The 14,879-nt window shown below is 50.3% G+C and carries 13 protein-coding genes; 3 read left to right on the forward strand and 10 right to left on the reverse strand.

Going from position 1 to position 14,879, the window contains the following annotated elements:
* Nucleotide 1 precedes the first annotated feature (1 nt).
* The 9 genes from HEN21_RS02435 to yeiP form a co-directional block, all read right to left on the reverse strand.
* On the reverse strand, nt 2–1,027 hold the full coding sequence (locus tag HEN21_RS02435) for an ABC transporter permease (protein ID WP_021551073.1): 1,026 nt from the start codon (nt 1,025–1,027) through the stop codon (nt 2–4).
* Nucleotides 1,027–2,121, reverse strand: coding sequence for a microcin C ABC transporter permease YejB (locus tag HEN21_RS02440; protein ID WP_000501615.1), 1,095 nt, complete (start codon nt 2,119–2,121; stop codon nt 1,027–1,029). The genes HEN21_RS02435 and HEN21_RS02440 overlap by 1 nt, the downstream gene beginning before the upstream one ends.
* Nucleotides 2,122–3,936: an extracellular solute-binding protein gene (locus HEN21_RS02445; RefSeq protein ID WP_176251978.1), complete on the reverse strand. Its 1,815-nt coding sequence runs from the start codon at nt 3,934–3,936 to the stop codon at nt 2,122–2,124. It abuts the gene before it with no gap.
* 81 nt (nt 3,937–4,017) lie between these two features.
* Nucleotides 4,018–5,574 (reverse strand): cyclic di-GMP phosphodiesterase, encoded by a 1,557-nt coding sequence (locus HEN21_RS02450; RefSeq protein ID WP_000470614.1) that lies wholly within the window; start codon nt 5,572–5,574, stop codon nt 4,018–4,020.
* Nucleotides 5,575–5,752: 178 nt separating this feature from the next.
* Nucleotides 5,753–6,319 carry a bifunctional murein DD-endopeptidase/murein LD-carboxypeptidase gene (gene mepS, locus HEN21_RS02455; protein WP_000241011.1) on the reverse strand — a complete coding sequence of 189 codons (567 nt, stop codon included), beginning with the start codon at nt 6,317–6,319 and terminating at the stop codon, nt 5,753–5,755.
* A gap of 412 nt (nt 6,320–6,731) precedes the next feature.
* The gene (gene lpxT / locus HEN21_RS02460) at nt 6,732–7,445 is read right to left on the reverse strand and encodes a Kdo(2)-lipid A phosphotransferase (protein WP_105286763.1); all 714 of its coding nucleotides are present in this window, start codon (nt 7,443–7,445) and stop codon (nt 6,732–6,734) included.
* Nucleotides 7,446–7,483: 38 nt separating this feature from the next.
* On the reverse strand, nt 7,484–8,470 hold the full coding sequence (yeiR, locus tag HEN21_RS02465; protein ID WP_021551069.1) for a zinc-binding GTPase YeiR: 987 nt from the start codon (nt 8,468–8,470) through the stop codon (nt 7,484–7,486).
* A 117-nt stretch (nt 8,471–8,587) separates the two neighbouring features.
* Nucleotides 8,588–10,054, reverse strand: a complete 1,467-nt coding sequence (locus HEN21_RS02470) for a mannitol dehydrogenase family protein (protein ID WP_105286764.1) — start codon at nt 10,052–10,054, stop codon at nt 8,588–8,590.
* A gap of 222 nt (nt 10,055–10,276) precedes the next feature.
* Nucleotides 10,277–10,849, reverse strand: a complete 573-nt coding sequence (gene yeiP, locus HEN21_RS02475) for an elongation factor P-like protein YeiP (protein ID WP_001136831.1) — start codon at nt 10,847–10,849, stop codon at nt 10,277–10,279.
* Nucleotides 10,850–11,003: 154 nt separating this feature from the next.
* Here yeiP and HEN21_RS02480 point away from each other — a divergent pair, with 154 nt between their 5' ends.
* Nucleotides 11,004–11,258: a YkgJ family cysteine cluster protein gene (locus HEN21_RS02480; protein ID WP_016158629.1), complete on the forward strand. Its 255-nt coding sequence runs from the start codon at nt 11,004–11,006 to the stop codon at nt 11,256–11,258.
* On the opposite strand, the gene setB is transcribed toward HEN21_RS02480, so the two are convergent.
* On the reverse strand, nt 11,255–12,436 hold the full coding sequence (gene setB, locus HEN21_RS02485) for a sugar efflux transporter SetB (RefSeq protein WP_000551965.1): 1,182 nt from the start codon (nt 12,434–12,436) through the stop codon (nt 11,255–11,257). The genes HEN21_RS02480 and setB overlap by 4 nt on opposite strands.
* Before the next feature lie 367 nt (nt 12,437–12,803).
* On the opposite strand from setB, the gene fruB reads away from it, so the two are divergent.
* Together fruB and fruK are read left to right on the forward strand one after the other, a co-directional pair.
* The gene (gene fruB / locus HEN21_RS02490) at nt 12,804–13,934 is read left to right on the forward strand and encodes a fused PTS fructose transporter subunit IIA/HPr protein (RefSeq protein ID WP_176251977.1); all 1,131 of its coding nucleotides are present in this window, start codon (nt 12,804–12,806) and stop codon (nt 13,932–13,934) included.
* Nucleotides 13,934–14,872: a 1-phosphofructokinase gene (gene fruK, locus HEN21_RS02495; protein ID WP_000091270.1), complete on the forward strand. Its 939-nt coding sequence runs from the start codon at nt 13,934–13,936 to the stop codon at nt 14,870–14,872. The genes fruB and fruK overlap by 1 nt, the downstream gene beginning before the upstream one ends.
* Nucleotides 14,873–14,879: the final 7 nt, after the last annotated feature.

Raw genomic sequence — 14,879 nt, forward strand, 5'->3', positions numbered from 1 at the left:
GCTACACCGCCTTATTAGGATCAAATGCGTCGCGGACTGCTTCACCAATAAAGATCAGCAAAGACAACAAAATCGCCACCGACAAGAAGGCGGTGATCCCAAGCCACGGTGCCTGGAGGTTATTTTTTCCTTGTAACAGCAGTTCGCCGAGCGACGGTGAACCGAGCGGCAGACCGAAACCGAGGAAATCGAGCGAGGTCAGGGTAGTTATTGAACTGCATAAAATAAACGGTAAAAAGGTAAGGGTAGCGACCATGGCATTTGGCAACATATGACGCAGAATTATACTGCGATCGCTGACGCCAAGCGCCTGAGCTGCACGGATGTAGTCGAAATTGCGGGTACGTAAAAACTCTGCGCGCACCACGCCGACCAGACTCATCCAGCCAAACAAAACGGTAATTGCCAGCAGCCACCAGAAGTTAGGCTGCACGACACTGGAGAGCAGAATAATTAAAAACAGCGTTGGCATTCCCGACCATACTTCAATAAAGCGTTGTCCCCAGAGATCGACTTTACCGCCGTAATAGCCTTGTAGCGCCCCCGCCAGCACACCCATCACGCTGGAACAGAGTGTCAACATCAAACCAAACAGAACCGAGATCCGCGTACCATACAGAATGCGCGCCAGCACATCACCGCCGTTGGCATCGGTTCCCAGCCAGTTTTGTCGGGATGGCGGGGAAGGGAAAGGCTTATCGGTGGAAAAGTTGATACTGGTAGCACCAAAGCGAATCGGCGCCCACAGTACCCAGCCATTATCCTCCAGCCGTTGTTTCAGCCACGGGTCCTGATAATCAGCCTGGCTTGCCAGCGGGCCGCCAAAATCGCTTTCACTGTAGTTTTTCAGCAACGGGAAATACCAGCTGCCGTCATAACGCACCAGCAACGGTTTATCGTTGGCGATCAGTTCAGAACACAAACTCAAACCAAACAAGACGAGAAAAATCCATAACGACCAGTAGCCGCGACGGTTATGACGAAAACGTGCCCAACGGGCCTGATTGACGGGGCTGAGTCGCGACATTAGCGTCCCTCAAAATCAATACGCGGATCGACCAGCGTATAGCTGATATCACTGACGATATTCAGCAGCAGGCCAATCAGGGTGAAAATATACAGCGTGCCAAACATCACCGGATAATCGCGTGAGACGGTCGCTTCGTAGCCCAGTAAGCCAAGGCCATTGAGCGAAAACATCACCTCAATCAGCAGTGAACCGGTGAAAAACATGCTGATAAACGTCGCCGGAAAACCGGCAATCACCAGCAGCATGGCGTTACGAAACACATGTTTCCAGAGAATATTTTTCTCACTGACCCCTTTCGCACGCGCGGTCACCACGTATTGTTTGCGCACTTCATCAAGGAATGAGTTTTTGGTCAGCATCGTGAGTGCCGCAAAGCCGCCAATCACTGTCGCCAGCACGGGTAGCGTGATATGCCACAGATAATCGGTGATTTTCTGATACCACGGCAGCGAATCAAAATTAGCGGATACCAGGCCGCGCAGAGGGAACAGGTCGAAATAGCTGCCCCCTGCGAAGAAGACAATCAGCAAGATGGCAAATAAAAAGGCCGGAATGGCGTAACCGATGATGATAAATGCGCTACTCCAGACGTCAAAGCGGCTACCGTTATAAACGGCTTTGCGAATGCCTAACGGAATCGACACCAGATAGATAATCAGCGTGCTCCATAATCCGAGGGTGATGGAAACCGGCAGACTGTCTTTAATTAGCGTCAGTACCGAGGCGCTGCGAAACAGGCTGTCGCCGAAATCAAAGCGGATGTAGTCCCAGAGCATTTTGAAGTAACGTTCGTGGATCGGCTTATCGAAACCGTAGCGATGAGTGATCTCGGCGATCACTTCTGGATCTAATCCGCGTCCGCCACGGTAATTACTGTCGCTGATATTGCCGACGCCCGTTTGCGCATGGCTGGCACGAACACCTTCGCCGCTTGCGCCGGGTAATACTCCGGCATTACCAAACTCAATGGCGGCGATAGCCTGATCGACCGGACCGCCAGGCGCAATTTGCACGATGAAAAAGTTGATGGTGATAATCGCCCATAACGTTGGGATCACCAGCAACAGACGGCGAATCAGATAAGCGCCCATCTACTCTCCCTGTTGTCTGGCTGACGGCAGTTTGCCCGCTTTATTGACGTCATACCACCAGGTATCGATACCGAGACTGTAAATGGGGCGCACTGCTGGGTGAGAGAATTTATCCCACCAGGCAAGACGGTCTTCCGCCATGTACCACATCGGCAGCATGTAATAATTCCACGTTAACACGCGATCCAGTGCGCGCCCCAACGGCAGTAATTTTTCTTTATTTCCCTGCGCGGCAATAATCTGGTTGATCAGCGAGTCGATAACCGGACTTTGCACGCCGGGGGCATTATAAGTGGAGTTGATATATTCCGATGACCAGGAAATCTGTAAATCGGAACTGGGCCACGGCATTGCTCGCCACACGCGCGGCATCATGTCATAGTCGCGACTGCGCATTCGGTTGGTGATTTGCGAGTTATCCACCTTGCGAATGTCCATATTGATGCCCAGCCGTTGCAGGCTGTGCTGGAACGGTAATACCCACTGACTATTGCTGCTCGAAGGCAACAATAACTCAAAGCTGAGCGGCTGACCCGTTGTGGTATTTACGCGTTGCTGACCCTTCAGCACCCAGCCTGCTTCGTTGAGAAGTTTGTCGGCTTTTAACAGGTTGTCACGATCGTAGCCATCGCCTTTGGATACCGGCGGCTGATAGATTTGCGTGAAGACTTCTGGCGGTAACTCTTTTTTCATCGGCGCCAGAAGCACCAGTTCCGCAGCGTCGGGGTAATTTCTGGCCGCGTATTCGGTATTCTGAAAATAACTGTTAGTGCGACTCCAGGCATTGTAAAACAACGCCTTGTTCATCCATTCAAAGTCAAAGGCGAGAGTGATGGCTTCCCGGACCCGGCGATCGCTGAATACCGGACGCTGGATGTTAAACGCCAGCCAGCGCGTATCCTGTGCTGATTCGTTCTTTTGCTCGTCTTTGATAATGTATTTTTTGTCGAAATTTTTACCGGTATAGCGCGTGGCCCAGTTTTTGGCGTCGTTTTCCATACGCAAATCAAAAGCGCCGGCTTTAAATGCTTCAAAGGCGACATTATCGTCGAGGTAATAATCGTAGCGAATGGTGTCGAAATTCCAGCGCCCACGGTTTACCGGTAAGTTTGCCGCCCAGTAATCTTTCACGCGGGAATAAACAATATTCTGCCCCATTTTCCAGGACGTAATTCGGTACGGACCACTGGCAAGCGGAGGCGTGGCGAGCGGGTCGCTAAGTTTGTGATCTTTCCAGTACTTTTCTGGAAACACCGGCAGCGAAAACAGACTAAGCATATCTTCTTTACCGGGTTTGGCTAATTCAATGCGCACGGTTAAAGGCGCAATGGCTTTAACGGTAGTGCCTTTATAAACCAGACGAAATTGCGGTACGCCTTCGGTCATAAATTTTTGAAAAGTGAATTCAACATCGCGAGCAGTAATGGGCGAACCATCATGAAAACGGGCGCGCGGATTAATTGCGACCTCCACCCAGGAATAATCGTCAGCATAGCGCGCGCTTTCGGCAATCAGCGGGTAATAACTGCCTGGCTCGTCATCGGAGGTGGTAAATAGCGTGTCGTACAGCTGCTCGGAACGTGCGCCAGGGTTACCGCGCAGTGCATAGCGGTTGAAATTATCGAAGGTTCCAATGGAGGATAACGTTATTTGCCCACCTTTTGGCGCGGCGGGGTTCACATAATCAAAATGGTTGAAATTAAACGCGTACCGGGGTTCTCCCAGCACCGCAAAGGCATAGCTTTCCTTGATAGCCTGCGCCTGCGCACAAAAGGTGAACAGAGCGATAAACAGCAGCAGTATGCGCACAATCATCTGCAACGGATTTCCTTTTACTCATCATTAGCCGCAATCCGGCATACTTTCACTATGAATAATAAGGGACGCACGCACACCTTACCACTGTGGCGTATGAGGTTTCTCCAGCCAGCGGATAAAATCATCCAGCGGCAGGGGACGGCTAATCCAGTAACCTTGCAGGAAATTAACGCCACGTTCGCGCAGCCAGCGCGCCTGTTCCGGTGTTTCGACCCCTTCAGCAACTGTCAGCATATTGAGGCGTTTCGCCAGTGTCAGCACCGCGTCAAGTACCGGTGAGGTGACCGTTTCCGTACCTATGGCGTTGATAAAGCCACGGTCAATTTTCAGATAATCGAGTGTGAAGCGTTCCAGATAGATAAGCGCACTGTGTCCGGTGCCGAAGTCATCAATGGCAATTTCTACGCCGACAGAATGCAGCCATGCGAAAAGCTGTGATGCTTCATGCTCTTTCAGCATATCGCGTTCGGTAATTTCCAGTACAATCTGGAAATGGTGCGCAGGCAGGGAGGCAATCAGCCGGTGTATATCGGCTTTAAAGCTCTCGCTGTGCAGATGATCCGGCGCGATGTTAATGCCAAATTTCACGCCCACCGGCAGTACGTTTTCTAATTTTGCGGCATCACGCGCAATCAGCTCAAACAGATGCTGGGTGAGAGGCACAATCATCTTTTGCGATTCGGCATAGTGAATGAAGGCATCCGGGGGAATTTCACCCACTACCGGGTGACGCCAGCGTAGCAGTACTTCCAGGCCGGTTACCCGCAGTGTTTGTGCATCAACCACCGGTTGATACACCACGTAAAATTGCTCACGTTTGATGGCCATCATAATTTCTCTGCCAGGGCGCATACGCACGCTCATCAGGTAATAGCAGAGCAGGCCAACGACAGTTCCACTCATGCCTCCGAGTAAAAACGCGTACCACACATCGTTCCATGTCCAGTCATCAGCATAAAGCCGAACGGTCAGCGGAAGGCCTGCAATTTTGGTTTCGCGTACAGGCGTGCCGGTTAACTCACGGACGTTCATCAAATGCGACGTAAAGGTCGATAGCGCAGTATCACCAATAATGAGTGCGATACCGTTGAAATCTTGCTGGTGATAGCTATAGAAAATATAAGGCGTCAGGTTCAGATTCAATGCCGCAAAAACGCCGCTATTTTTTAATAAAGGGTTACGATACCAGATGACGATCGTTGGTTTATTGGGCACCATCGGTGTGCCTGGCAATATTGCCATATCAATATCTTTGCCGATATTTAGTGCCGGAATCAGTTCACTGAGTGGGATATCCATCTCACCAGTCGCAGATGAGCAGAAGCTTTTTTTATCCTTTACCAGCACAAACGTTCGCACATTCATGCTAAATGCTGCGCGTGCAGTCAGCTCCGGGTTTGCTTGCTGGCAGGTATCTAAGGTAAGCGGCTGGAGCCTGTCAGTGGTGGATTTCAGGTCGGCAAAATAGGTATTGAGATATTTTTGTACGTCGCTAATCAAGGTGTCGTATTTGACTTCGTGTTTATGCCAGGCCACTAAAAACTGAAGGCAGCTGACCAGTATCGCAATCATCACGCCCGCAATAATACAGGTGAGCAGGATCTTACGTCCAGAAGAGGGAGCTCGTATGAACATGGTTCCGATAATATCCTGAAAATACGACAACACTAAAAGGAAAGAATGACGGGACTATAGCCTGGTTCAAGATGTGGAAACATCATTTTCTCGGATCAGAAAAACCAAAAAGCACTGCCTAAGCAGTGCTTTCCGTTAACTCGTCAGGATAGCCAAGGGATTGCATCCAAACGATTTATTAGCTACGGCTGAGAACCCGACGTGCTTCGTTGTAACGCTTCTTCCAGTACGGCTCATTCATGCTGGAAATAATTACACCACTGCTGGTGGATGCGTGAACAAACTGATTATTACCGATATAAATACCGACATGGCGTCCGGTTGAACCCGCGCGGAACAGGACTAAGTCGCCTGTACGCAAATTACTGCGGGAAACTGATTTCCCCATTTCCTGCTGTTCATACGTTGAACGCGGAAGTTCTAAGCCAAATTGTTCACGGAATGTACGTTGTACAAAACCAGAACAATCGATACCTTTTTTGGTGCTGCCGCCCAGACGATAACGAACGCCTTTCCAGTCAGCATACTGATCCATAATTCGCGATTTCACGTCGACATTACGAACCAGGTTTTCAAATTCATCCTGAGAAGCTTGCAGTGATGATGTTTCACTACCCACTGCACGTGTCTCAGGATGCATATTCTTTGCGGTGTTGTTTGCACTACATGCAGAAAGCAGAACCGCTACTGCAATCGCGGGAATGCCGCGCAAGATATATCTCAAAATCGGTTGAGATTTGACCATGTTGTTTGTTTTCCCTTGAAGTCCTTAACGATAAATATCGTTATAAAAAAATGCCAAGCGACACGAGACTAATTACCTGGGCATGTTGAAACAATTCCTTAAGGCCAAATCTGTGGACTAACGCACAAAATTATATGCTGTGAGGATAATTTAACGCCGAGGCAAAACGAGTTCGAGATTACCCGATTGGCGCGGTCTTGGCGAGCGGTTTTACATGATTTTTTATAAGAAAAAGTGATACAGAAAGTTAATAAGTGGGATTGGTCAATTAAAGAACAATTGTGCGAAAAACATGCAATCCATTCATTTACTTAAAGAATGAGCATTGTGTTCGATGAATGAAAGCAATGGTGCGTATCATCAGGATTATCCTCACTATAAAAATAAACCTGATGATGTTAATTACTGTGAGTTATTTGTTTTGGAAATGTTTACTTTTTCCCGGTAGTGATTTGTCAAAAAAGGTGATTAATCGATCACTTAATGGTGTCAACAGCACCCAGGGTAAACCGATCAATATCACGGTCATGGAGCCGACAATGATATCGGTAAACCAGTGTGCGCCAATCATTACTCTGGGAAATGCAAAAACCACAAAAATAATAATGCCGATAAGACCTGCGACTTTTCCGAAATAACGCCACATAAAGGCGGAAAAAATAAGTAGCATCATGCCGTGATCGCCGGGAAAGCTATCTCGTGATGCATCTTTCGTGGGTACAGGTAGCAGTTCGCTGACGCGGTTAATATCTGTAAAGGTTAATGTCGGACTGGCCCGTTTGACAGGAATTAATGCCTGGCCCAACTGGTTTAATACCACTGCGGTTAACAGCATGACCAGACCAATAATTACGATACGCCGTCTTCCGGAGGCGTTTTCTTTCAGCCAGAAACTCAGCATCAGCATTCCCATTGCCAGCAGTGAACAACCGTCGAATGCACGATTATTGGTCAATGCAACCAGCCATAAAAAGGCCTTACTTTCGACCAGTTTATGATTAAAAAAATAAAAAATATCCGCATCAATCGGTAACCAGAATCCATGATTAACGGGTATGTACCAAGAAAGAAACAGCACGAGGCCGACAACGTTCAACAACACTATTTGCGGCAAATTTTTAATCATATTTTCTCTAATTATCTTACTGAAAAACGCAGGCAACCTTACGCGCTGGTCGCTAAACGAAGCTTCAACAGCGCGCTTTGTAAGGCGTTCCAGTCAGTTTCGCCGCTGGAGATCAGCTCAATACGGCTATCCGGCGGTGCAACGTTTTGCGTTTCAATGTGCAGGTCATCGCCCTGACGGTTGATTCGCACCAGCCCTTCTGGAATGCGCATTACGCCTTTTACGCGTTCCACTGGTGCAAGTCGTGCCCATTCCAGAATGCCAATGGTGTCGAACACCGTGTCGGCGTCAAAAATCCAGCCGCAGGCCTGATGTCCTTGTCCGCTGTTCAGACTGCGACGCCAGCGTTGATGTTCTGGCAGACTTAAAGCCGCTAACCCTTTTTTCACGGTATGCTGATGTGAATGGGCGGCGCTGGCAGGCAACTCGGTTAAATTGCGACGGGGTAAATCCAGAAGATGACCTTCAATTTGCCCATGTTCGCAGTGAATTAATTGCCGATCGCCACCATTTTGTTGCCACCAGCGTTGCAACGCTTGCTCGCTTTCGGGCGTCGCGCGGTCGGATTTATTGGCGACAATGATGTCTGCGGCAGCCAACTGGTCACGGAAGTTTTCATTTTTGACGCTTTTTTCGTCCAGCAGCAGGCGTGGGTCGAGAATACACAACGTGGCGCGCAAGTCGATCCAGGGTTCATAGACTGGTGCGGTTAATAGATCGAGGATCTGTTTCGGATGGCCCAGCCCGGTTGGCTCTATCAACAAGCGGTCTGGTTTTCCCTGGCGCAGCAAAGTATTCAACCCTACCTGCATGGGTAAACCATTAACGCAGCACATGCAGCCGCCGGGGATCTCTTTCAGCAATGCGCCGCTATCGGCGAGCAAAGCGCCATCAATTCCGACTTCCCCAAATTCATTAACCAGTACCGCCCATTTTTCGTTTGGATCTTTATGGGCTAGCAGATGAAGAATCGACGTGGTTTTCCCGCTGCCGAGAAAACCGGTGATGAGGTTGGTCCTGGTCACAGCGGCTCCGCAATACTCTGATAAGTTAACTGTGCGTTAATCCTGGCTAAAAAAGGCTGAAAAGAGAAGGGGAGAGCGGACGAAGGCGGGCTTCATCCGCTTTAACCGCAGAAATCGTTAAATTTTGAGAGTGTTTAATAGCGCCTGATGCGCCCCAAACTGCGCGATTTGTTGCCAGGCTTGTTCGATAGCCTGAACAAAATGCGGGTTATTTGGCAGGTCATCACCGAAAACTTCACGCAGAGAAAGCAGGGCGATTACGCGTTGTTCACTGCTGCTGCTCGCAACCAGGTCGCGAATTTTATCGCTAAGCGGATCGCGAACATCAATAGCATTTCCGGCATCATCAACACCGCACACATACCGCATCCAGCCTGCAACGCCTAATGCCAACAATGACCAGTCTGTTCCGCGCGCCAGATGGATGCGAATGCCTGCCAGCATACGCTGCGGTAATTTCTGGCTGCCATCCATCGCGATTTGCCAGGTCTTATGTTTCAGCGACGGGTTAGCAAAACGTGCAATTAACTTATCCGCATATTGTGTTAAATCGACATCTTTGATCCGCAGCGTCGGCGCCTGCTCATCCAGCATTAACGTTCTGGCGGCACGGCGAAATGCGCGATCCTGCATACAATCACTGATGTGGGCGAATCCTGCGAGATAACCCAGATAAGCGAGAAAAGAGTGACTACCATTAAGCATACGCAGTTTCATCTCCTCCCACGGCAGGACATCATTGACCATCTGCACGCCAGCGACTTCCCAGGCAGGGCGCCCCGCGACAAAGTTATCTTCAACCACCCATTGGATAAACGGCTCGCAGCTAATCGCACAGGGATCATTCACGCCCAGATGTTGGCTAATTTCCTCCAGTGATTCGTCGGTTGCTGCCGGGACAATGCGGTCTACCATGGTTCCCGGAAAGCTGACGTGATCTTTTATCCATTCCGCAAGTTCTGGCGAACGTTTTTCCGCCATCCCCAGCACCGCGTTTTTCACCACATGGCCATTATCGGGAATGTTGTCGCAGGAGAGCACGGTAAACGGTGCAAGGCCGCGTTCACGGCGGCGTTTCAGTGCTTCGACGAGAATGCCTGGCGCGGAGTGAGGCTCTTCAGGGTTTTGTAGATCGTGAATAATCCGCGAATTGCTGGTGTCGAGTGCACCGGTCGCCGGGTCAATGCAATAGCCTTTTTCGGTAATCGTCAGGGAAACAATTGCCACCTGCGGCTCGCAAAACTTCTCAATAATTGCCGCTAATGAATCCAGTTTTGCATTCAGGCACTCGCGAACGGCTCCAATAATAATCGCCTGGTTACCGTCTGCGCCTTTCTCTAACACGGTGTATAAATGATCCTGCGCGCGAAGCTGGCTCATCAGCTGATCACCACTGAACAGGCTGATTTCACAAATTCCCCAGTCACCACCCAACGCACTCAGCACACGGTCGGTTAATAGTGCCTGATGCGCACGGTGGAAGGCTCCAAACCCAAAATGAACGATACGGGATTTCAATTGTTGCCGATCGTAGCGGGGCGAGTGTACGTGCTGCGGGAGTGTAACGGAGGCGATTGTATTCATAGGAGTCACGTCTTAGTAACGATTAATTAACAACGACAGTGTAAAGTTATATGACAGCAATTGAAATTGGTCTGGATTGTTAATGCAGTGAAGTGTGAGGGCGATCAATGTACTGGTGAATATTGCGGGAGAGCGATGTTCAGGAAGCGCAAAATAAAAGATTGGTATAATAAATTAAAAAAGGGACAGCCTGAGCTATCCCTTTTCTGAATGTGGCTGAAATTAGTCAGCACGTCCCATATAACGGCGTTCTTCGATATGGATACGAATTTTTTCGCCCGGGCTTAAATATTCTGGTACTTGAATGACCAGACCGGTGCTCAATGTCGCCGGTTTGTTACGGGCGCTGGCAGACGCGCCTTTGATGCCCGGTGCGGTTTCAACGATTTCCAGATCAACGGTTTGCGGCAGTTCAAGTGCCAGCAGTTGACCGTCCCAGGTCAGCACCTGCATGTCCGGCATACCGCCTTCTGGCATAAACATCAGTTCTTCTTCGATCTGATCTTTTGTGAAGGTATACGGGGTATAGTCTTCTTTATCCATAAAGACATATTCGTTGCCATCGACGTAGGAGAAGTCAACGTAACGACGGGTCAGCGTTACGGTGTCAACGATATCATCGCCTTTGAAGCGTTCTTCCACTTTCAGCCCGGTACGGACATCAGAAAAACGCATTTTGTACAGCGTAGCGGCACCACGGGCGGTTGGCGACTGAATATCAATATCCTTAACCAGCAGCAATTTGCCGTTGTAATTCAGTACCATACCTTTTTTAATTTCGTTCGCTCTTGGCATCGAAAAATTCCTGTTATCGAAAATGTCAAAAATATCGCGTCAAACTACTCGCGACGAGCCTTTCAGGCAAGTGGTATTCGCACTTTTGCTGGTGCAAAAAAGGTGGTACTGTGCGCGCTCATCAATCCGGTGGTTAACCTTAAGAGAACAACGTATGGAATGCCGTCCGGATTGCGGGGCGTGTTGCACTGCCCCTTCAATTTCCAGCCCTATACCCGGTATGCCAAATGGCAAGCCCGCCAATACGCCCTGCATTCAGCTTGATGAACAGCAACGTTGTAAAATTTTTACATCGCCGCTACGTCCGAAAGTTTGCGCAGGTTTACAAGCCAGTGCTGAAATGTGCGGCAATACGCGTCAGCAGGCGATGACCTGGCTTATCGATCTGGAAATACTGACCGCGCCTTAAACATCTTTAATCCGCAGTAAGCAGAACAGAGTGGCGATAATCATCACCATCGCAAACCAGAACACGGCGTGATAATTCCAGATTTCGGCGACTATGCCCGCCACTGACCCCGCGATGATCCAGCCCACACGAGACGTATTGGTATAGAGCGTGGTTGCTGAACCCGCCTGACCAGGCATCAGATCCTGAAAATAGAGCATCCCGATGCCACCCAGAATGCCAATAAAAATAGCATTCAGTAGCTGCAAGCCCAACAGAATGACAGGTGAATGCGCCATCAGCATACCTGCGTAAAAACAGACGCCACCCACGGCGGCAACGCGCATTAAGAAACGCTTACCCAGACGTTTGGCAAAATAACCCGCAATCAACATGGTCGGGATTTCCAGGCCTGCGGCGGTTCCCATCATCACGCCCGCCAGTTTCTCAGGAAGATGTAATTCGTTGATAATAAACAGTGGCATGTTGATGATGTACAGGCTATTTGACCCCCACATCAACGTACAAATGACAAACAGCAGTAGCGTATCGCGACGATTACGGCGCGGCGCTTCAACCGTGCCGGTCGCCAGCGGAACCTCTTTTTGCATCGATGGTAAAAATAGCCACACCATCACGCCGCAGATAATAAACGCCACTGCTGCGCTGAGATACATCACCGTAAAGCTGAACCCCATCGCCAGAGCATAAGCCAGCGGCGGACCAATGACCCATGCCAACGAAACCTGAGCACGTAAAAAAGAGCTGAACATCACCGCTTCACGCCCGGTTTTGTCAGCGTGCTCACGGGCAAGAGCAAACATTTGCGGGTTGGCGGTAGAGCCAAAGCTACTAAGAAAGACACCAACGAACAGCAAAACAAAGTAGTTGCGGTTCCAGGCAAAAAGGGTGCAGGCCAGCACGCCTAACAGGCAACAAAAGACAATCAGTGATTTACGATCGCCGCGCTTATCAGAGCGTCCGGCGAGAAACTGACTCACCAGAATCCCGATGACAGCACTGCCGGTAAAGAAGAATCCCACCATCGCCGGACGGGCGTGCACTTCATCGGTAAGGAATATACTGAGAGTTGGGGTTTGCAGAGCGCCCGCAATACCGGTGAGAAAGGCAACGATTAAAAACGCCGTCGATGTCAGGTCAAACGATTTCGCGCTGGAGACTGCGGGGGAGTTATGCATGCTGGTCGATCACTGAAAGATGGAGACGCGGAGTTTACGCTGCTTGTCAGAAAATAAACAGTCAGTGAAATCAAACTCGCCACGAATAATCAAAATGCCATTTCACTCTTGTTGATTGTCTGCTGACGCTGCTGAAATGAAATTGCTGACAACGGATTCTCCTGTCAGCAATTAGGAAAAATGACAAAAAATTGTGCAGCACATCAAACTTTTGGTCATAACTTTACAGCTTCCCTTGCGTGCTGAAACAGAAGTATTATGCTTTCTTGAAACGTTTCAGCGCGATCTTGTCTTTAACCCTAAGCCAGGTTGGCGCTTTTTTTCTCATAGAGGCTGAATCGTTTCAATTCAGCAAGAGAGGAGAACTATGTTCCAGTTATCCGTACAGGACATCCATCCGGGCGAAAAGGCCGGAGACAAAGAAGAGGCGATTCGCCAGGTCGCTGCGGCGCTGGTGCAGGCCGGTAATGTAGCTGAAGGCTACGTCAATGGCATGCTGGCGCGCGAGCAGCAAACCTCAACGTTCCTCGGCAATGGTATTGCCATTCCCCACGGCACCACCGACACCCGCGATCAGGTGCTGAAAACCGGCGTTCAGGTGTTTCAGTTCCCGGAAGGCGTCACCTGGGGTGACGGTCAGGTGGTGTACGTGGCGATCGGTATTGCCGCCAGCTCGGACGAACATCTGGGTCTGCTGCGCCAGTTGACCCACGTACTGAGCGATGATTCCGTTGCTGAACAATTGAAGTCAGCCACCACAGCAGAAGAACTTCGCGCATTGCTGATGGGCGAAAAGCAGAGTGAGCAGCTGAAACTCGACAACGAAATGCTGACGCTGGATATCGTTGCCAGCGATCTGCTGACTCTTCAGGCGCTGAACGCTGCGCGTCTGAAAGAAGCGGGGGCCGTTGACGCCACCTTCGTCACCAAAGCCATCAATGAACAGCCGCTGAATCTCGGACAGGGCATCTGGCTGAGCGATAGCGCCGAAGGCAACCTGCGTAGCGCGATTGCGGTAAGCCGTGCGGCAAATGCTTTTGATGTGGACGGCGAAACGGCAGCCATGCTGGTGAGTGTGGCAATGAATGACGATCAGCCCGTCGCGGTTCTTAAGCGTCTCGCCGATCTGTTACTCGACAATAAAGCTGACCGTTTGCTGAAAGCGGATGCGGCAACATTGCTGGCACTGCTGACCAGCGATGATGCGCCGACTGACGACGTGTTAAGCGCGGAGTTTGTGGTGCGCAACGAACACGGCCTGCATGCTCGTCCAGGCACCATGCTGGTCAATACCATTAAACAATTTAACAGTGATATTACCGTGACAAACCTTGATGGCACCGGCAAACCGGCAAACGGACGTAGTCTGATGAAAGTTGTGGCACTTGGCGTTAAGAAAGGTCATCGCCTGCGCTTTACCGCCCAGGGGGCGGATGCTGAACAGGCACTGAAGGCAATTGGCGACGCCATCGCCGCAGGTCTTGGGGAGGGCGCGTAATGAGCAGACGTGTTGCTACGATCACCCTCAATCCGGCGTATGACCTTGTTGGTTTCTGCCCGGAAATTGAGCGCGGCGAAGTGAACCTGGTGAAAACCACCGGTCTTCATGCGGCGGGTAAAGGTATCAATGTTGCCAAAGTTCTGAAAGATCTGGGTATTGATGTCACCGTTGGCGGCTTCCTGGGTAAAGACAATCAGGACGGATTTCAGCAACTGTTCAGCGAGCTGGGCATTGCCAACCGTTTCCAGGTTGTACAGGGGCGTACCCGCATTAACGTTAAGCTGACGGAAAAAGACGGCGAAGTTACTGACCTCAATTTCTCTGGTTTCGAAGTCACTCCTGCCGACTGGGAACGCTTCGTGACTGATTCTCTGAGCTGGCTCGGTCAGTTCGATATGGTCTGTGTCAGCGGCAGCTTACCGTCAGGCGTCAGCCCGGAAGCATTCACCGACTGGATGACTCGCCTGCGTAGTCAGTGTCCTTGCATTATCTTTGATAGTAGCCGCGAAGCATTAGTGGCAGGTTTGAAAGCGGCACCGTGGCTGGTGAAACCTAACCGTCGCGAGCTGGAAATCTGGGCAGGCCGTAAACTGCCTGAAATGAAAGATGTCATTGAAGCTGCACATGCGCTACGTGAACAAGGTATCGCGCATGTCGTAATTTCACTGGGTGCCGAAGGCGCGCTTTGGGTTAATGCCTCCGGCGAATGGATCGCCAAACCACCGTCAGTCGATGTCGTAAGCACTGTTGGCGCAGGGGATTCCATGGTTGGCGGCCTCATTTATGGCTTGCTGATGCGTGAATCCAGTGAACACACACTGCGTCTGGCAACGGCTGTTGCAGCCCTGGCGGTCAGTCAAAGCAATGTGGGTATTACCGATCGTCCGCAGTTGGCCGCAATGATGGCGCGCGTCGACTTACAACCTTTTAACTGACAGCAGG

Origin of the sequence: Escherichia sp. 93.1518 (genome assembly GCF_013368915.2) — a bacterium.
GTDB lineage: Bacteria > Pseudomonadota > Gammaproteobacteria > Enterobacterales > Enterobacteriaceae > Escherichia > Escherichia ruysiae.

Coding starts and splice junctions, on each gene's coding strand:
- HEN21_RS02445 (WP_176251978.1), bottom strand. CDS start 3,936: ATGATTGTGCGCATACTGCTGCTGTTTATCGCTCTGTTCACCTTTTGT.
- mepS (WP_000241011.1), bottom strand. CDS start 6,319: ATGGTCAAATCTCAACCGATTTTGAGATATATCTTGCGCGGCATTCCC.
- setB (WP_000551965.1), bottom strand. CDS start 12,436: ATGCATAACTCCCCCGCAGTCTCCAGCGCGAAATCGTTTGACCTGACA.
- HEN21_RS02435 (WP_021551073.1), bottom strand. CDS start 1,027: ATGTCGCGACTCAGCCCCGTCAATCAGGCCCGTTGGGCACGTTTTCGT.
- fruK (WP_000091270.1), top strand. CDS start 13,934: ATGAGCAGACGTGTTGCTACGATCACCCTCAATCCGGCGTATGACCTT.
- lpxT (WP_105286763.1), bottom strand. CDS start 7,445: ATGATTAAAAATTTGCCGCAAATAGTGTTGTTGAACGTTGTCGGCCTC.
- HEN21_RS02450 (WP_000470614.1), bottom strand. CDS start 5,574: ATGTTCATACGAGCTCCCTCTTCTGGACGTAAGATCCTGCTCACCTGT.
- HEN21_RS02470 (WP_105286764.1), bottom strand. CDS start 10,054: ATGAATACAATCGCCTCCGTTACACTCCCGCAGCACGTACACTCGCCC.
- HEN21_RS02440 (WP_000501615.1), bottom strand. CDS start 2,121: ATGGGCGCTTATCTGATTCGCCGTCTGTTGCTGGTGATCCCAACGTTA.
- fruB (WP_176251977.1), top strand. CDS start 12,804: ATGTTCCAGTTATCCGTACAGGACATCCATCCGGGCGAAAAGGCCGGA.
- yeiP (WP_001136831.1), bottom strand. CDS start 10,849: ATGCCAAGAGCGAACGAAATTAAAAAAGGTATGGTACTGAATTACAAC.
- HEN21_RS02480 (WP_016158629.1), top strand. CDS start 11,004: ATGGAATGCCGTCCGGATTGCGGGGCGTGTTGCACTGCCCCTTCAATT.